Annotated in this window: 19 protein-coding genes; 12 read left to right on the top strand and 7 right to left on the bottom strand. The window is 67.6% G+C overall.

Features of this window, described 5'->3' with window-relative positions; translation table 11 throughout:
* Positions 1-45: 45 nt before the first annotated feature.
* Complete coding sequence (locus KV110_RS31700; RefSeq protein WP_218470850.1) at positions 46-600, top strand: DUF8020 domain-containing protein; 555 nt, start codon at positions 46-48, stop codon at positions 598-600.
* A gap of 43 nt (positions 601-643) precedes the next feature.
* Here KV110_RS31700 and KV110_RS31705 read toward each other — a convergent pair whose 3' ends face one another.
* The gene (locus KV110_RS31705; protein ID WP_218470851.1) at positions 644-1435 is read right to left on the bottom strand and encodes a helix-turn-helix domain-containing protein; all 792 of its coding nucleotides are present in this window, start codon (positions 1433-1435) and stop codon (positions 644-646) included.
* Positions 1436-1516: 81 nt separating this feature from the next.
* Between KV110_RS31705 and KV110_RS31710 the strand changes: the two genes are divergently transcribed.
* The 6 genes from KV110_RS31710 to KV110_RS31735 all read left to right on the top strand — a co-directional run bounded on the left by KV110_RS31710 (position 1517) and on the right by KV110_RS31735 (position 7668).
* Positions 1517-2443, top strand: coding sequence for a BadF/BadG/BcrA/BcrD ATPase family protein (locus KV110_RS31710; RefSeq protein ID WP_218470852.1), 927 nt, complete (start codon positions 1517-1519; stop codon positions 2441-2443).
* A 73-nt stretch (positions 2444-2516) separates the two neighbouring features.
* Entirely contained in the window at positions 2517-4046 is a 1530-nt protein-coding gene (locus KV110_RS31715) for a sodium:solute symporter (protein ID WP_218470853.1), read from the top strand.
* Positions 4046-5218, top strand: coding sequence for an anhydro-N-acetylmuramic acid kinase (locus KV110_RS31720; protein WP_218470854.1), 1173 nt, complete (start codon positions 4046-4048; stop codon positions 5216-5218). Before KV110_RS31715 ends, KV110_RS31720 begins: the two co-directional genes overlap by 1 nt.
* Positions 5205-6080 (top strand): MurR/RpiR family transcriptional regulator, encoded by an 876-nt coding sequence (locus tag KV110_RS31725; protein ID WP_218470855.1) that lies wholly within the window; start codon positions 5205-5207, stop codon positions 6078-6080. The genes KV110_RS31720 and KV110_RS31725 overlap by 14 nt, the downstream gene beginning before the upstream one ends.
* Positions 6081-6126: 46 nt before the next feature.
* Positions 6127-7029: an N-acetylmuramic acid 6-phosphate etherase gene (murQ, locus tag KV110_RS31730; protein ID WP_218470856.1), complete on the top strand. Its 903-nt coding sequence runs from the start codon at positions 6127-6129 to the stop codon at positions 7027-7029.
* A 75-nt stretch (positions 7030-7104) separates the two neighbouring features.
* The gene (locus KV110_RS31735; protein WP_218470857.1) at positions 7105-7668 is read left to right on the top strand and encodes a phospholipase D-like domain-containing protein; all 564 of its coding nucleotides are present in this window, start codon (positions 7105-7107) and stop codon (positions 7666-7668) included.
* Positions 7669-7682: 14 nt separating this feature from the next.
* Here KV110_RS31735 and ligD read toward each other — a convergent pair whose 3' ends face one another.
* The 3 genes from ligD to KV110_RS31750 form a co-directional block, all read right to left on the bottom strand.
* Positions 7683-8651, bottom strand: a complete 969-nt coding sequence (gene ligD, locus KV110_RS31740) for a non-homologous end-joining DNA ligase (protein WP_218470858.1) — start codon at positions 8649-8651, stop codon at positions 7683-7685.
* A 31-nt stretch (positions 8652-8682) separates the two neighbouring features.
* The gene (locus KV110_RS31745) at positions 8683-9288 is read right to left on the bottom strand and encodes a M23 family metallopeptidase (RefSeq protein ID WP_246634108.1); all 606 of its coding nucleotides are present in this window, start codon (positions 9286-9288) and stop codon (positions 8683-8685) included.
* Positions 9289-9351: 63 nt separating this feature from the next.
* Positions 9352-10530 (bottom strand): cytochrome P450, encoded by a 1179-nt coding sequence (locus KV110_RS31750; protein ID WP_218470859.1) that lies wholly within the window; start codon positions 10528-10530, stop codon positions 9352-9354.
* A gap of 94 nt (positions 10531-10624) precedes the next feature.
* Between KV110_RS31750 and KV110_RS31755 the strand changes: the two genes are divergently transcribed.
* A complete protein-coding gene (locus KV110_RS31755) occupies positions 10625-11431 on the top strand; it encodes an SAM-dependent methyltransferase (RefSeq protein WP_281427697.1) in 807 nt (268 codons plus the stop codon).
* Between the two features lie 13 nt (positions 11432-11444).
* Here KV110_RS31755 and KV110_RS31760 read toward each other — a convergent pair whose 3' ends face one another.
* Together KV110_RS31760 and KV110_RS31765 are read right to left on the bottom strand one after the other, a co-directional pair.
* Complete coding sequence (locus KV110_RS31760) at positions 11445-11936, bottom strand: DUF5994 family protein (RefSeq protein ID WP_218470860.1); 492 nt, start codon at positions 11934-11936, stop codon at positions 11445-11447.
* Entirely contained in the window at positions 11933-13225 is a 1293-nt protein-coding gene (locus tag KV110_RS31765; protein WP_218470861.1) for a fatty acid desaturase family protein, read from the bottom strand. Before KV110_RS31765 ends, KV110_RS31760 begins: the two co-directional genes overlap by 4 nt.
* A gap of 92 nt (positions 13226-13317) precedes the next feature.
* Here KV110_RS31765 and KV110_RS31770 point away from each other — a divergent pair, with 92 nt between their 5' ends.
* The gene (locus KV110_RS31770) at positions 13318-14064 is read left to right on the top strand and encodes a TetR/AcrR family transcriptional regulator C-terminal domain-containing protein (protein WP_393537982.1); all 747 of its coding nucleotides are present in this window, start codon (positions 13318-13320) and stop codon (positions 14062-14064) included.
* 38 nt (positions 14065-14102) lie between these two features.
* Here KV110_RS31770 and KV110_RS31775 read toward each other — a convergent pair whose 3' ends face one another.
* Complete coding sequence (locus tag KV110_RS31775; RefSeq protein WP_218470862.1) at positions 14103-14834, bottom strand: TetR/AcrR family transcriptional regulator C-terminal domain-containing protein; 732 nt, start codon at positions 14832-14834, stop codon at positions 14103-14105.
* Between the two features lie 152 nt (positions 14835-14986).
* Between KV110_RS31775 and KV110_RS31780 the strand changes: the two genes are divergently transcribed.
* The 3 genes from KV110_RS31780 (at position 14987) to KV110_RS31790 (ending at position 17493) form a co-directional block, all read left to right on the top strand.
* Positions 14987-15142, top strand: coding sequence for a DUF6131 family protein (locus tag KV110_RS31780; RefSeq protein WP_218470863.1), 156 nt, complete (start codon positions 14987-14989; stop codon positions 15140-15142).
* Between the two features lie 150 nt (positions 15143-15292).
* Positions 15293-16231: an aldose 1-epimerase family protein gene (locus KV110_RS31785; RefSeq protein ID WP_218470864.1), complete on the top strand. Its 939-nt coding sequence runs from the start codon at positions 15293-15295 to the stop codon at positions 16229-16231.
* Positions 16232-16782: 551 nt separating this feature from the next.
* Positions 16783-17493 carry a hypothetical protein gene (locus KV110_RS31790; protein WP_218470865.1) on the top strand — a complete coding sequence of 237 codons (711 nt, stop codon included), beginning with the start codon at positions 16783-16785 and terminating at the stop codon, positions 17491-17493.
* Positions 17494-17640: the final 147 nt, after the last annotated feature.

Consider the following 17640-nt stretch of genomic DNA (forward strand, 5'->3'; position numbering starts at 1 on the left):
GGACGCATCGGCTGTCGTGGCCGACCGAACATGTGGGGAAACACGATGAAAGTCAAAGGATTTGCCACCGCCCTTCTCGCACTGGGCGCTACCGGAATCACCGCGGGCGTTGTCGACGCCCAACCATTATCGGAGCCATCGGCCCAGGTCAGCGTGCACGGCGTCGATCACGGAGTCGGATACACCACGGCTACCGATGGCCGAGGGGTGATCACCACCGTCGATGCGGGCGTCTTCGCGTTGACCAGTGACGCCGCGGCGGTCACGCTGACCGACGCCGCGGGCAATGTCGTCGCCACGCTGCCGACATCCTTCGTCGCCAACGGCCAAACCTTCGGCCTGCGACCACAAATCAGCGACACCGGGCGCACCATGACGATGACTCCGGTCAGCGCTCCGGAAATCAGCACTCACCTGGCACAACTGGTGAATCAGCACGACGAGACCATCGCGCGCAAGCAGTACAACGCCGGCGTCGGCGCCCTGATCGGCGCAGGCATCGGCGCGGTGATCGGCTTCTTCCTCGGCGGTGTCGGCGCCCTGGTCACCATCCCCATCGGCGCGGGCATCGGCGCCCTGATCGGTTTCTCCACACCGTGATTCGCTGATCCGGCAGGCGCGCACAACCGTCGGGGTGTGCGCGTCAGCCGACCAATGCGCTCGGCGTGCGTCCGGTGAAGGTCGCTACGTCGCGATGCAGATGGGACTGATCCGTGTATCCGCACGCGACGGCGACCGCCGCGGCGTCCGCACCCGCGGACAAACCGGCAACCGCCCGGTCGAAGCGGACCAGCATGGCCGCCCGCTTGGGCGTCAGTCCGATCTGCGCGGTGAACCTGGCCCACAACCGCTTTCGGCTCCACCCACAGGACGCGGCCAGCTCGCCGACCCGCACCCCGCCACGGCTCGCGACGATCCGGTCCCAGCTCGCCGCCACTTCCGGATCCGCTGACGCCGACCCACGCATCCGATCCAGAAACGCGTCCGTCAGCGCGAACATCTTCGGCCACCCCGCGGCCTCGGCCAACTGCTCACGCAGCCGCCGCGCATCGGCGGGGCCGCACAAGTCTGCCAAGTCGACAACGGTGCCATCGAGATCCGACAGCGAGCAGCCGAGCAGCGAGTAGGCCGCCACGGGAGACAGTCGCACCTCGACGCATTTCACTCGCTCGCCACGAATGCGCACCGCCCCCGGCCACAATCCGCCGATCAAACTGCCCATCGCCTGTCGACCGCCCGGGCCGTCGACGGTCAGCCCGCTGCCGAACTCGATCACGACGGTCACCGCGGGTGCGGGGACAACCCGCATGTCCAACCCGGCCGCGGCGCGATCGCGGAAGCCGATTACCTCGGCACCCTCGATGCGGCTACCCGCGGTCGGGTGCGCTACCTCCCAGCCGTTTGCGAGGTCTCGTGCAGCGTGGGCCACCTCCATAGGCCAAGGCTACTGCGCGCGTCTTGGACGAATGTTCCCTTCGCAGGGCCAGAAGCGGGCGACCGCGCGAGGATGGTCGGCATGACCGACCATGTTCTCGCGATCGACCTCGGCAAGACCGGATGCCGGGGGTCGCTCCGGCTCGACGGACGCGAGACGGGATCCGCCGCCGCGCCAGGCACCCCGGGTCTGGCCAATGCGGGCGGTGTCGCCGCCGCGGAAAGCGCGATCAGGACGGTCGTCGCACAGATAGCGCCGACTGACACCACCTTCACACTGTTCGTCGGCGCCGCCGGCGCCGCTGCCGCACCCGACGCCGCCGAACTCCTCGCCCGCCACTTGGCCGATCTGGCGGGCGCGCGGGCGGTCGCCGTGTCCTCCGATGCGGTGACCGCGCACGCGGGCGCACTCGGTGGTGCGCCAGGAGTCGTCCTTGCGGCCGGTACCGGTGCCGTGGCCACGGCGGTCGATGCGGCGGGCCGGTTCACCAGAGTCGATGGCTGGGGCCCGCTGCTGGGCGACGAGGGTGGCGGTGCGTGGATCGGTGTCGAGGGTTTGCGCGCCGCGTTGCGCTCGTATGACGGACGCGGGCCACGCTCCGCGCTCGAAGCGAAGGCCGCCGAGCACTATGCGGTAGACTTGGAAGGTTTGCCGAAACACCTTGGCCAGCACGAGAATCCGGCCCTGCTCGCGGCCGGTTTCGCGCCTGCCGTCGCCGCGGCCGCCGCAACGGACGACACCGCGGCCGCGATCATGACGGCGGCCGGGCGCGCACTCGGCCGCACCGTCCTCGCGGCCATCGAGCGTTCCGGTATGCGGCCGCCGGTGCCGTATGCGATCACTGGCGGCCTCGCCAACCTGGGTGCGGCACTGCTGGATCCACTCGATCAAGAGATCGCGCAGGTGATCGAGCGACGCGCGGCATGCGGCGGCCCGATCGATGGGGCCGCACTGCTCGCGCTCGACGCGACCACCGTGCTCGAAGCATTGGTGGTACGAATCGCGTGACACTTATTGACAGAAGCACTGTGACCCCTGACACTTACTTGCAATCTGCTCGCCGCGTCACCGAGGAGCTGCGATGAACGCACTCAACGTCGCCGTCATCGTCGTCTACCTGGTCGTCATCGCCTGGATCGGCCTGCGCCTTTCCGGAAAACAGAAGTCGAGCAACGACTACTTCGTCGGTGAAGGCCGGATGCCGTGGTGGACGGTGTGTTTCTCCGTGGTCGCCACCGAGACCAGCGTGCTTACGGTCATCTCGATCCCCGGCGGCGCCTACACCGACCAAGCCTTCGGCAACGTCGAGCTGGCCATCGGTTACATCATCGGCCGCACCATCGTGGCGACGGCGCTGATCCCGCTGTACAAGCGCGGCGGGTTCGTCAGCGCCTATCAGTATCTCGAGTTGCGATTCGGGCGCTACCTGCAAGGTGTCGCGTCGGTGACGTTCGTCTTCACCCGGCTGCTCGCCGAGGGTGTCCGGCTGTTCGCCTCCGCCATTCCGATCAAGCTGCTGCTCAGCGAATTCGGCGTCGACCTCGGATACGACGTCATCATCATCGTCCTCACGCTGGTGACCGTGGTGTACACCTATCTCGGCGGCATCAAGGCGGTCATCTGGACCGACGCCATTCAGATGGGCCTGTACCTGTCCGGTGCGATCATCGCGATCTGCGTGCTCACCGGCCGCGTCGGCGCCTCCGGTTGGGCGGATGCGTTGGACAACGGCAAGTTCCGCATCTTCGACACCGATTTCGGCGTGGCCCACATCCTCACCAGCACCTTCGCGCTGCCGACCGCGATCATCGGCGGCGCGATCTTCGCGATGGCCTCGCACGGCTCCGACCAGCTGATTGTGCAGCGCATCCTCGCGACGCGTTCGCTGCGCGACAGTCAGAAGGCGATGATCGGCTCCGGCATCTTCGTTGCCATCCAGTTCGCCGCGTTCTCGCTGGTCGGCGCGCTGCTGTGGTCGTACAACGGCGGCAAGTCGCCGAAGGAGCTCGGCCTGGCCACCTCCGACAACCTGTACCCCAACTTCATCCTGCACGGGCTGCCCGTGGTGATCTCCGGGCTGCTGGTCGCTGGCATCCTCGGCGCCGCCATGGGATCGCTGTCCGCGGCGCTCAACTCGATGGCGAATTCGACCGTCGCGGACATCATTCGCAGCTTCTCGCGCCGGGAGATCTCCGACGAGGCGCTGCTGAAGCTCGCCCGCATCATGACGCTCGTCTGGGCAGTGCTGATGGCGCTGTGCGCAATGGGTTTCAGCGCGACGACCGGGAACGTCTATCTCACGGCACTCACCATCGCCGGATACACCTACGGCGCCCTGCTCGGCGCGTTCCTGCTCGGCCGACTCATCAAGCGCGCCAACCAGTTCGACGCGATTGTCGCCTTCGTGGTCACGGTGGTCGTGATGACATTCGTCGTCCGGGTCATCAAGATCGACGTGACGGTGGCGGGGAAGGTGGTCGAGAAGGGCATCGCCGCCCAGTGGCTGGTGCCGATCGGCGTGCTCGTCACGCTGGTGGTCGGCGGGGTCGCGAGCCGCTTCCATCCGGCGCCCGCACCCATGCCGCCGGAGCCGGTCGAGGTGGTGGCCTAGTGCGCGTCGTCGGTTTGATGTCGGGAACGTCGCACGACGCGATCGATGCGGTCGGCGCGGCTATCGACCTGCGGGATAACACCATTCGGGTCGAGATCGTGGGACAGCTGAGCCGCTCCTATCCCGAGCGGCTGCGCGCCGACCTCATCGCCGCCCTGCCGCCGGGCACGGTCGACCTGGCGACGGTGTGCCGACTCGATACCGCGATCGGCCAGGAATTCGCGGCGGCGGCCGATCGGGCGGTGCGCGAGTTCTTCGACGGCACAGCGGATCTCGTCGCATCACACGGTCAGACGGTCTACCACTGGGTGGCCGACGGGAAGACCTACGGCACCCTGCAACTCGGCCAACCGTCCTGGATCGCCGAGCTGACCGGATTACCGGTCGTCAGCGACTTCCGCTCGCGCGACATCGCGGCGGGCGGACAAGGCGCCCCGCTCGTCGCGCTGTTCGACGTGTGGTGGCTGGCGGGGCGGCCGGGACGGTCGGCCGCGCTCAATATCGGCGGCATCGCCAATGTGACCGTCACCGGCGAAACACCCGTCGCCTTCGACACCGGCCCCGGAAACGCGCTCATCGACGCCGCCGTCGAGCTGGCCACCGGCGGCATGGAACACTTCGATCGCGACGGCATGCGCGCCAGCCGCGGAAATGTGGACGGAGAACTGCTGAAAGCTTTTCTCGCCGAGGATTACTACCGGGCAGCGCCGCCGAAGACCACAGGTAAAGAGCTGTTCAACCGCACATATCTCGAGCGCGTGTTGCGGAACCACGCCTTGCCCGCTGACGATATCGTCGCCACCGTGACCGCCCTGACCGCACACACCATTGCCGACGCCATCGCCCCGTTCGCGCCGGACGAAGTCATCACGTCGGGTGGCGGAACTCGAAATCCGGCGTTGCTGAGATCGCTGGCTGAGCGATTGGGGACCGCTGCACTGCGCACGTCCGACGAGCTCGGGCTGCCGTCGGCAGCCAAGGAAGCCGCGGCCTTCGCCGTGCTCGGTTTCCTCACCGTGCACGGGCTCGCGGGCAGTCTCCCGGCCTGCACCGGCGCGGCGCGGGCGACGGTGCTCGGCTCGATCACCCCCGGTGCGTCCCGGCTCGACCTGCCCGAATCGCCCAGCGCGCTACCGCATCGACTGGAGCTGGTGAGCCATGTCCGACGGTGACGACGTCCGCACCCGCCTGCTTGGGGCGATTCCGCGGCTGACCCCTACCGGTCTGCGGGTCGCCCAGGTGATTCGCGACGACCCCGCTGGCGCCGCGCAATTGACCGTGAGCGAGCTCGCCGAGCGCGCCGCGACCAGTACGTCCGCAGTCGTTCGGTTATCCAAAGCCCTTGGCTACGAGGGCTATCCGCAGCTGCGACTGGCACTGGCGGCCACCAGCAAGGAAGACGGGTCACCGGTCTTCGCGACCGACATCGACGCCGACGACCCGTTGGCCAAGGTGCTGCAGAAGCTCACCGCCTTCGAGACCGAAGGCATGGTGGCGACCGCGGAACTCGCCGACCCGGCGACCATGGCGGCGGTAGTGGACGCACTGGTACACGCGCGACGGGTGGAGCTCATCGGGATCGGCGCGTCCGGACTGGTCGCGATGGACATGGCGCAGAAGCTGACCAGGATCGGAATGTGGTGCGGCGCTTGCACATCGGAAGACGACTCGCTTGTCCAGGCGAGCCTGCTCGAACCCGGTGACGTGATCATCGCCTTCTCGCATTCCGGCGAAACCGCCGCCATCGTCGACGCGCTGGACCGCGCCGCCGGCAGGCGGGTGACGACGGTTGCCGTCACGGCGGGAGCGCAATCACGACTGGCCCGGGTGGCCACGCACACGGTGCTCGTGGCCGGGCGGGAGGACGGCTTCCGCTCCGCCGCGATGGCGAGCCGGATGAGCCAGCTCCTGATCGTCGACGCGCTCTACGTGGGGGTACTGCAACGCACGCCGTCGGCCGCGGTGGCGCTGCGCCGGACCTACGACGCGGTGGCAGATCGGCGGATCTCGCGCACCGTGCGGAAGGCACCGTGAGGGCAGACCTCGTTCGACTGGTACCCCCGCAGGACATAGGAGGCATATGAACGAGATCGGCGCACTGACCACGGAGGAAGCGAATCCGCGCACCGCCGCACTCGACTCCATGTCGGTCGACGAGTTGTTGCGCACCATGAATGCCGAGGATGCGGACGTGGCTTCCGCTGTGGCGAAAGCGATTCCGGATATCACGCGGGCGGTCGACCTGATCGTGGCCGCCCGGCGGCGTGGCGGTCGGTTGATCTATGTCGGCGCGGGGACCAGCGGCAGGCTCGGTGTGCTCGACGCGGTCGAATGCCCGCCAACCTTCGGCACCGCGCCCGATGAGGTCATCGGAATCATCGCGGGCGGCCCGGCAGCGTTCCTGCAGGCGGTCGAGGGAGCCGAAGACGACCCCGCGCTGGCCGCCGCGGATTTATCCGCGATCGGCCTCACGGCCGACGATGTCGTGGTCGCGCTCGCCGCGAGCGGACGGACCCCTTACGCGATCGGCGCGTTGCGGCACGGCCGGTCCATCGGTGCCGCGACCGTCGGTGTCTCCTGCAACCGCCATGCCGAGCTGAGCGCGCACGCCGACGTCGGCATCGAGATCGAGACGGGTCCGGAGGTGTTGACCGGCTCCACCCGATTGAAGGCGGGCACTGCGCAGAAGATGGTGTGCAACATGCTGTCCACCGCGACCATGGTGCAATCCGGCAAGGTCTACGGCAACCGCATGGTGGACGTGAAACCCACCAACGCCAAGCTCGTCGACCGGGCCTGCCGCATCATCGCCGACGCCACCGGGGTCGACGCCGGCACCGCGGCCGCGCTGCTGGCCGCCGCCGACGGACATGCCAAGACCGCGATCGTCATGCGGCTGGCCGGAGTCGACGCGACGACGGCGCGGACGCTGCTCGACGGGGCCGACGGATTCGTCCGGACCGCCGTCAACGGCGCCGGATAGCGCCGTTCGCGGCGACGCCGCGTTGCTCGACGCCGCCTCCGGCTCCCGCACCGAACTCGCCGGTACGGTGCAGACATGCCATTCGTGATCGATGGTCCGATGACGTGCTACCTGATGCCCGACGACCACGCGGAGGCCGAGCAGCGCTTCCTCGAGCTGGTCGCGGCGCCGGGTGAAACCTGGCTCATCGCCTACGGTTTCACCTTGACCGATGCCGCCGACAACCTGATCACCGCGCACCGGCGGGGCGTTCCACTGCACCTGTACCTGGATCGCACCCAATCCGCGGGCCGGACCGCGAAGCCCATCGTGCAACGACTCGTCGACGCCGGCGTCGAGGTCACCATCGGCACCAGCACCAGCGGGCGCAAATACATCTGTCACACCAAAGGTCTCGTCGTCGACACCCCCAGCGGGCCGCAGTGCTGGGAGGGATCGGTCAACTTCAGCGCCACCGGCTGGTTGCAGGTCAACACCGCGATGAATTTCGGCGCGCAGGTCTGGCGCGACCATTTCGTCGCCCAGTTCAACACCCTCCGGCACTACGCCTGGACCGAGGAACGCGACCTGCAACTCATGCCGGAACCACCCGCCGATCTGGGCGAGGCGACCATCCCGATGCTGCCACTGACCAGCTGAGCGAAGGCGCCGGGTTACGACTCCGGTTGCGAATTCGCGCGGCGCGCGCGGGCGCGGCGTTTGCCCTCGTGCATCGCTTGGACGCGGGCGACGGGAATGGTGTGGCCTTCCTCGATGAGGTCGGCGGGAAGCGTTTGTGGTTCGGGCATTTCGTCGGCCCATGGGTCGTGGTCGGCGAGTTGGGCCGCCGCGGTGTGGACGGTGAAATCGCGCGGCGTCACGTTGTCGAGATCGGCCCACGCGACGGGGAACGACACCGGGGTGCCCGGGCGGATGCGCGGACTGTACGCGGCGACGACGGTGGCGCCGCCCGCGCGGGTGGAGTCTAGGAAGACGCGACCCGCACGATCCTCCCTGATGAAAGCGGTGGTGGCGAGGTCAGGGTCGATGCGTTCGGCCCGGGCGGCGATCGCGCGAGTCGCGGCCGCTACGTCATCGATCGGGGTGCCGGGCCGCAACGGCACGAAGACGTGAACGCCTTTGGCGCCGCTGGTTTTCACCGCACCGGCGAGTCCGTCGTCGGCCAGTGCCGTGCGGATCAGCTTCGCGGCCAGCACGGCCTGCCGGAACGGTTGGTCCGGTGCCGGATCGAGGTCGAGGACGAGATGGGTCGGGCCTTTGGTGTGATCGGCGAGCAGCAGTGTCGGGTGATACTCGACCGCGCGTTGATTGCCGAACCACAGCAGCGTGCGGACGTCGTCGCACAGGGCGTACGTCACCTCGCGGTGCGCACTCTCCGCCCACACCGTCACACGGTGCACCCAGTCGGGGGTGTACTTGGGCAGGTTCTTCTGCATGAACGGCTCCTGCCCCGGCCGGACGCGCAGCACCGACAGCGGCCGGTCGCGCAGTTGCCGCACCAGCCGCTCGCCGACCGCCTCGAGGTAGTCGACCAGATCACGCTTGGTCGCCTCGGCACCGTCGAACAGCGGCTGATCGAGATTGGTCAGCGTTACCCCGGCGCGATCCTCTGCACTGCCCATCGGCCAACCATGCCCGCCGGGGGCAGCCCGGTCAACCCGCGTGCGTCGCCTGTCGTACCTGCGCGAGTGCGTCGACGAAGGACCGGTTCTGGCCCTTCGCGTTCTGCCCGAGTTGCGGCCAGCCCCGACCGTCGGGGCCGCACAGCTGGGTCCATACCGCCCGGGTCCGGTCGAGCAGTTCGCGCTGTTCGTCGTCGCCGAGCGCCGACAGGCAGCCGCCGGGGTAGGCCGCGCCGTGCAGCCACGCCATCGGATCGATCTTGGCGCTGGGATCGTACGCGTGCGGCATCACGCTGAGATGCAGGTGCGGGCCGGTGGATCCGCCGTTGTTGCCGACGTAGGCGATCAACTGCCCCGCCTCGACGCGGTCACCGACCGACAGTCCGGTCGCGCCCGCGTCCCACATGTGTCCGTATTCGCTCACCCCGCCGCCGTCGGCGGTCGGATGGTCGATGACGATCCACTGTCCATATCCCCCGGCGGCGCCGAGGTGCAGCACGGTGCCGCCGGCGCAGGCGTAGATCGGGGTTCCGTCGGACGCCGGAAAATCCTGCCCGGCGTGGAATCCCCCCGCCCGCGGGCCGAACGGTGAGCCGATCGTGAATGTTCCTCGGGCCATGGGCCAGTAACGGGTCATGAGTGCCCTCCTCTCCGACCGAGTTATCGGGCGGCGGGCAGGGAACGTGCGAGATCGGTCCGCTCAGCGGGCCGTGACTGTGGTGGGCAGGGCGGCGAAGCCGCGATTGTTGGAGGAGTGGATGCGCCGCAGACCCGCGGGGTCGATGTCGTAGTCGGCGATCTTGCCGACGATCTCCTGGAGCGCGACCCGCAGTTCCAGCAGCGCGAGGTTGGCGCCGAGGCAGTGGTGGCGGCCGTGCCCGAAGGCCAGCGTCGCGCTGGTGTCCCGGTCCAGGTCGAAGGTATCGGGATCGGCGAAGACGTCGGGGTCGCGATTGGCGGCGGCGGTGATCAGCAGCAGCCGTGCCCCGGCCGGGACCGTCACTCCGTGCAGCTCGACTTGCTCGGTGGCCGTGCGGAGCATGGTCTGGGTAGCCGGTTCGTAGCGCATGGCTTCGGCGATCCACCTATCGATCTGTCCGTCGAACGCCTTGCGTCGTTGGTCGGGGTGTTGCCAGCCGGCGTGCCAGAGGTTGCCGATGGTCAGCATGACCGTCTCGATGCCCGCGCCGACCAGGAGAATGAGCACGCCGACGATCTCCTCGGGGGTGAGCCGATCGTCGCCGTCGGCGGCATCGAGGAGTCCGGAGAGCAGATCGTCGCGTCGATCTCTGCTACGTTCGATGGTCAGCTCGGTGTAGTAGCCGATCATCGCACCGATGGCCTGCATCGCTTCGGGCCGCAGGTCGGTGGATTGCTCGTCGGTGTACATGATCTCCATGCCGAGCTTGCGGAGCATGTCACGATCGCGCTCGGGAACACCGACCAGCTCGGAAATCACCTCCGTCGGGAAAGGACCAGCGAAATCGGTCATCAGATCGAAGCTGCCGCGCTCGACCAGCGGCGCCAGCAGCCCGCGAGCGATCTCGCGCAGCCGGGGCTCCAACCCATGCACGCGACGCTGCGTGAAGGCCCGGACCACCAGTTCGCGCATCCGCGTGTGCTTCGGCGGGTCCATCGCGACGAAGGAAAAGAGGCGCTCGGCCTGCGGGCCCCAGAACGCGGGCTCCATCCGCAGCCCGTTCGCGCTGGAGAATCGATCCGAATCCCGCAGTGCGGCAACGATATCCGCATGGCGCGAGAGCGCCCAGAAGTCGTCGGTCTCGTTGCGGAACACCGGCGCCTCGGCACGCAGCCGGGCGTAGTACGGGTACGGGTCGGCTTGAACGTCGAAATCGTAAGGGCTGTAATGCAATTGCATGATGGAGCCTTCCGGGCGGTGCGACACCACCATCGCTACCGGTTCGCAACTCGAGCTGACATGATGACATTAGTCGAGATGAATTGAGGGCGTAGTGAACTCGGACCCGGCAGCGAGGATCGATGTGTCGAAGCCGCATCCGGCGCGCCGGTACGACTACTGGCTCGGCGGCAAGGACAATTTCCCGGCCGACCGGGAGTCCGCCGACATGGTGGCCGAGGCATTTCCGACCATCCGACTCGCCGCCCTGGAGAATCGCAACTTCCTGCGGCGGGCGGTCTGCTACCTGGCCGACGCGGGCGTCCGGCAGTTCCTCGACATCGGCGCGGGCCTGCCCACCGCGGGCAACGTGCACGAGATCGCGCAGAGCATCGCCCCCGAGTCACGCATCGTCTACGTGGACAACGACCCGATCGTGCTTGCGCACGCCCGTGCCCTGCTGAACAGTTCACCAGAGGGCGCGACCGCCTACCTCGACGCGGACATCCGCGATCCCGACCGCATCCTCACCCACCCCGATCTCACCAGGGTGCTCGACATGGACCAGCCGGTTGCCTTGATGCTGGTGGCCATCATGCACTTCATCGTCGATGACGACGGACCTTACGAGCTGGTGCGCAAGCTGTGCGACGCGCTGCCTGCCGGCAGCTATCTGGTGATGACCCATGCCACCAGCGACCACCTGTCCCCCGACGATCTCGCCGAGACGAACGCGGCCAATCAGCGCAGTGGCGTCCCGTTCCGCCTACGCACCACCGAGGAGTTCACCCGCTTCTTCACCGAATTCGACCTCGTGCCACCGGGCATCGGCTCGGTGACCGCGTGGCGCCCGGAGGAGTACCGGCCGCACCCGAGGGCCGAGGCCGTCTCCATGCTCGGCGCGGTGGCCCGCATCCGCTGACCGGCCGCACCGGTCATGCGCCGCCTTCGGATATCCAGCGCTGGACCGCGGCAGCCCCTTCGACGCGATCGCCGCGCTCCCGCGTGCCGATCGTCAGCAACTCGTCGACCGCGGATTCGTTGTCGACGGCGGACGCCGAGGACATCGTCACCGAGGCGTCGTCCGCGCCGGTGGTCGGCGGCACCACCAGCAGGACCACCCTGCGGTTCTTCACCCCAAGCATCTCGACCGTGTGCATGGTCCCGTGCCGGATTCCTTCGACCCGCACCGTTTGCCCCGCGATGACGAGGTCGCCAGCGGTTCTGGCCCATTCGTCGAGCGGGTAGGCCACGTGATGGATCGGGCCGATCCGGTCGGCGACCGCCGCGAGCAGCGCGGGGAGTTCGGTGGCCAGCTCATAGGTGTGTGGCCACCAGGCTCCGTCGACATAACCGGTCTTCGGTGCGGTGGGTTTCAACCGCAGGCGCAGTGTGCGTTCCGCGCCACGGGACTTCGATCGTGTCATGGACGATCCTCCTGCCTCGGCCGGGTATCGGCCGGGTTGATCCGAATCGGGCGGCGCGATGACCGGCGAATCGCCGCGCGGGACTTTTCCGCGCGCCGCAGCGCGGTGCGCAACCCGTTCCGGCCCAGCGGCCGGACGGTATCGGGTGCGGTGCCGGTGTTGTCGCCGTCGAACTTCCGTTCCGAGGCGGTTTCCGGCGCGTCATCGGACGTGGCGGTCAAGAAGCTGTCCGGCAGTGCCAATTTGTGGATGGTGCGCAAGGTCAGCAGGTATTGGTGCAGCAGCGACCCGCTGGTGTAGGGCAGGTCGTATTTGTCGCAGAGCGCCCGCACCCGCAGCGCGATCTCGGCGTACCGGTTGCTCGGCAGGTCGGGGAACAGATGGTGTTCGATCTGATAGCAGAGGTTCCCGCTGAGGAAGGCCAGCATCGGTCCCGCGTCGAAGTTCGCGGTGCCGAGCATCTGCCGCAGATACCACTCGCCCCTGGTCTCGTCGTCCACCACGGTCGGCGCGAATTTCTCCGCGCCATCGGGGAAGTGCCCGCAGAAGATCACCACGTACGCCCACAGATTCCGCAGGACGTTCGCACTCGCGTTCGCGGCGAGGGTGCGCCGCCAGCGTCGCCCGCTGATCGCCGGGAAGAGCACGTAGTCCTTGCCCGCCTGCCGGGTGATCTTCCCGATGAAGGCCTTGGTCTGCGCGGCCTTGCGCACCGGCTCGGCCGCGCGATCCCGTTCGGAATAGAGGCCGTGCAGCGCGATGCCCCACTCGAAGGTGGCCGCCAGCAACAGGTTTCGCAACGGTTGCAGCAGGTGCCCCGGCTTCCACCGTTCGTCGCGGGTCACCCGCATGACACCGAACCCGATGTCTTCGTCCATGCCGAGCACATTCGTGTACACGTGGTGCCGGTAGTTATGCGAGTAGCGCCACTGCGCCGAAACGCCCGCCATGTCCCACTCCCAGGTGCCGGAGTGGATTTCCGGGTCGTTCATCCAATCCCACTGGCCGTGGCAGACATTGTGGCCGATTTCCATGTTCTCGATGCTCTTCGCCAGCGCCAGTCCGGTGGTCCCGGCGAGCCAGCCGGTTCTGCCGCGGCTGAGCCCGATCGTCAGCCTGGACGCGGCGTCGAGCGCGCGTTGAAAGGCGATGGTGCGCCGGATGTAGGTGGCATCACGCGCCCCACGCCGCTCCTGGATGTCGCGACGAATCGCGTCGAGCTCGAGCCCGAGCGCCTCGACATCCGCCGCGCTCAGGTGCGCGTAAGCGGCGACCTCTGTTATTGCCATTCTCGCGTCCTCGAGTTCTGTTACAGCGTCTGTCTACAGCGTAGGCTTACATTGTTAACAGCGCACCCTCTGATTGTGAGGTGCTGGATTCCGTGAATCGCAGCAGAGCTGGCCCAGGCGATTTCCCGCCCGGCTCACCGGATCGTAAGAAAGCCAGAAACAGGCCGCTGACCAGGGCCGTGATGCTGGCGGCCGCCTTGGAGATCATCGATGAGGACAGCATCGATCGACTGTCCATGCGCCGCCTCGGGGCGGCGCTCGGCAGAGACCCGATGGTGCTGTACCGGCATGCCGCGAACAAGGCGGCGGTGCTCGAGGGTGTCGCCGAGATCGTGCTGGAACAACTGACCATCGACACCACCGACCCCGACTGGCAGCATCAACTGCGCGTCGTAGCGCGTGACTTCCGCAGGCTGGCCGTCGCCCATCCGAATGTGGTTCCACTGCTGGTCACCCACCCGCTGGCGACGCCGATCGGGTTGCGCCCGCTGGGCACCCTTCGGCCGCTGGAGCGCCTGCTCGCGCTGCTCACCCACGCCGATTTCAGCGGCGCCGACGCACTGCACATCTACCGCGCGCTGTTCGGCTTCCTGTACGGCCACATCCTCACCGAGCTCCAGGAAGTCGTCGAACACCCCGAGGAAACAACCGACCTGCTGCGCATGGGCCTGCACCGCCTGCCGATCGTTGAATTCCCGCTGCTCCGCGGCCTCGCCTCGGAGCTCGCTGGCTACGACGGTGTCGCCGAACTCGAACTCGGCCTGGACATTCTGCTCAGCGGCATCACCACGACCATGACCCCGGTCGCGAAGCAGCCGCCGCGGAAGCGACAGCCATGACTCGTGGTGACGCGGGGATCAGGGTGAAATGACGGCCGTCAGGCGGGTCCGGGCAATGCGGCGGAAAGGCCGGTGAGCAGAATATCGAGCCCGCGTTCGAGTTCGGCCGCGCCGTCATAGGCGGCCAGCAGCGGCGCCAGTTCGCGCAGCAACGGAAACTCGCTGATCGGCAGGCGATGTAGGCCGAGCCGCAACACCTCGTCGGTTTCGTCCGGCCGCTCCACGACTTCTTGCAGCTCATTGAGCACATGCCCATAGAGGAAGCCGAACAGCGCGCGGTAGATGTGCAGCGCGTCGGCGCCCGAGAATCCGGCCCGGGTGAGCAGTGCGAGCATGTCCTCGAGCGGCCGGACCACCGACGGCGGGCGCAACCCGAGCGGAGTCGCCAACGGGCGGGTCACCAACAGCGGCACCACCCGCGGATGCGCCAACGCCAATTCCCGGAAGTCGCGCGCCACCGCCCTCAATTGGGCGTCCCAGTCCGCCGCGGTGGGATCGACCGACAGCTTCGCGATAATGATTTCAGCGACACCGTCGAGCACGGCGGCCTTGTTCGGCACATGCCGGTAGATCACCATCGGATCCCGGCCGACCTTATCGGCCAGTCGCCGCATGGACAGACCCTCGACCCCGTCGCTATCGATGATCGCCAGTGCCGCGTCGAGCACGGCCGCCCTGGTGACCGGACTATCGCTGCGACCTGGGGCCGAGCCGTCGGACTTCGGGGTGCCCGAACGAGACTTGCCGCGTTTGGCCGGTGGTTCGGTCATGCCGGTAGGCCTCGTTTCCTGAAAGATCCGATGTAGGTCACGCATGTAGACCTACGTCGTTGACACTATGCCATACGCGGTGTCTACTGGAGACAACCCACAGATCCGAGGCTCACCATGGTCGTCCCTCCGCCGCAGTCAGGCGTCCCCGCATGACCATCCTCGGCGGCGTTCTCTTCGTCATCGGACTCGTCACCGGGATCCCCCAGATCATTACCGCAGGCGTCATCGTCGTTGTCATCGGCTTGGTGCTGATGCTCGCCGGGACCAGCGGGCACCCGATTCGCGGTCGGCGCCACTACTACTGACCGGTCCCTGAGTACCGGCCCGCGCGACCGACCGTCGACCACCTCGGCGGATACCGCTCTGCTGACCGCCGTGTTCGGCGAATCCGTCGCCCGGACAGGCGGTTAGGGGCCGATCTCGCCGACGCCGTCGGGCAGGTACCGTCCTCACTTATGATTCCGCCACCGTCCGGACAGCAGTTCTCGATCAGCCGGGGTGACCAGCGGGCCGTGCTCGTCGAGGTCGGCGGCGGGATACGGGAGTACCGGGTGGGCGGGCGGGATGTGCTCGAACCCTACGACGTCACGGCGATGGCCGACGGTGGTCGCGGCGGCGCGTTGATTCCGTGGCCGAATCGGTTGGCGGACGGCAGATATCGCTTCGACGGCGTCGACCACCAGCTTCCGCTGACCGAACCGGCGAAGCACAACGCGATTCATGGCCTGCTGCGCTGGCGGCCGTGGCAAGCGACGGATGCACAGGAGAACGAGGTCACCATGCGGACCACGTTGCATCCGCGCAAGGGCTTTCCGTTCTATCTCGACATCGCCATCCGGTACGCACTGTCCGACGACGGGCTGACCGTCACCACGACCGCAACCAATCTCGGCGATACCGCGGCACCGTACGGCTGCGGGCACCACCCGTACCTCTCGCCCGGCGCCGGCCAGATCGACGGAGCGATACTGCATTTCGAGGCCGCGACCCGGATCGTCACCGATGCCGATCGTCAACTCCCGGTCGGCACCGAGCCTGTCCGCGGCACACCATTCGACTTCGCCACGCCACGGCCGTTGGGCGCGTTGGCGATCGATCACCCCTTCACGGATCTGGCCCGTGATGCCGACGGCCGCGCGTGGGTGCGGTTGCGGGGCAACGACGGAGCGATAGCGGAGCTCTGGGTGGACGACTCCTATCCACTGATCCAATTGTTCACCGCGGACACGCTCGCCCCGGCACACCGGCGAACCGGCCTCGCCGCCGAGCCGATGACCTGCCCGCCCAACGCTTTTCAGACTGGCGACGGCCTGATCCGGCTGACCCCGGGTGCCACCGTGACGACCCGGTGGGGTGCACGACTGACCCGCAATTCCGACAGGGCGTTGATGTAGTCGAACGGCGCCGCGAGAATGAAACCGTAACGCCGGAAACAATACTCTAACTATTTCTGAAGCAAATATTGTGAAAATCGACATTCCGTTTATTGCGGCACGCACCCCCGTAGTAATCGACCGCGAAAGCGCGTAGGCTGAATTTGCTGCTCCAGCCTCGGTGACAACATAAATCGTCGCCACTGCTGGCAGATGAGTCAAAGCATGGATAAATATTCGCAAATGTCAGTGCCTCATTACCGGCGCCGAGACGTTTTCACGAGATGATGGCCGCCCGATGCGGTCGTCCGTAAATGCCTCGGTAGCAACGGATTACACATGACAGCCCGAACACAGCGACCACGATGTCCACTGCAGAGTTCCACTCTCCACCACCGCTGACGAAGACGGCGAAGCAATTGGCTCGTCCATAAACCACGAGCCGGTGAATGCGCCGCGACGCGCTGGGCATTCGCTTTTACTTCATACCGAAGCGGACGATTGATAAAGCGCGCCACCATGGCCGATCGCACTATATCGGCCGCAGCGCATAGCAATATAGGAGCATTATCATGACCAGAACTCTCAGCGCACGGACCCGTATCGCCGTACTGTTCGGCGGTCTCGTCCTGACCACCAGCGCCATGATCGGCGTAGCACCATCCGCCTTCGCCGCCTGCAACGCCATGGACGGCGCCAACGGCGCCCCGGGCACGGCATCCCAGCCTGCCGGCGGGAGCGGCGGCAACGGCAGCCCGGGCACCGAGAACTGCCCAGGCGGCAAGGGCGGCGACGGCGGCAACGGCTACGACGGCGGAGCCGGTGGCGCGGGCGGCAATGGCGGCAGTGGCGGCCTCGGCGTCTTGGGTAGCGGCGGACTCGGCGGCAACGGCGGACTCGGCGGCCCCAACGGCGGATCCGGCGGCGCGGGCGGCGAAGGCGGCAACGGCGGCGCAGGCTCGACCGGCGGAACAGGCAGTAATGGCGCGCCCGGCGGCGCAGGCGGTATCGGCGGCAACGCCCTCGCGGTCGATACCGGCGGCGCAGGTGGCAAGGCCGGTAACGGCGGCGATGCCTCCGGCGCGAGCAACAGCGGCGGCGCGGGCGCACGCGGCGGCAACGGCGGCGACGCGCTCCTCGGGACCGGCGGCGCGGGCGGCGACGGCGGCAACGGCGGAGCCAAGACCAGCACCGGCACGCTCGGTGCCTGTGGCGCCGCAGGCAGTGGCGGCGCGGGCCTGGTCCGCGGTGCTGACGGAAGCACCGGAACCGGCAACTGCTGACCCGGCACAACCGAACCGAACCACACCGCACAGCCTGTGCGGTGTGGTTCGTCGCTGAGCGGCCACGCCCGCGCTGTTATCGTCGAGAGAGCCCGCGCCGGGCGGAGGGACCGCGCGAAGCACCCGCGCTCACAAGGATGGACTGGT

This window comes from Nocardia iowensis (genome assembly GCF_019222765.1).
GTDB classification, from domain to species: domain Bacteria; phylum Actinomycetota; class Actinomycetes; order Mycobacteriales; family Mycobacteriaceae; genus Nocardia; species Nocardia iowensis.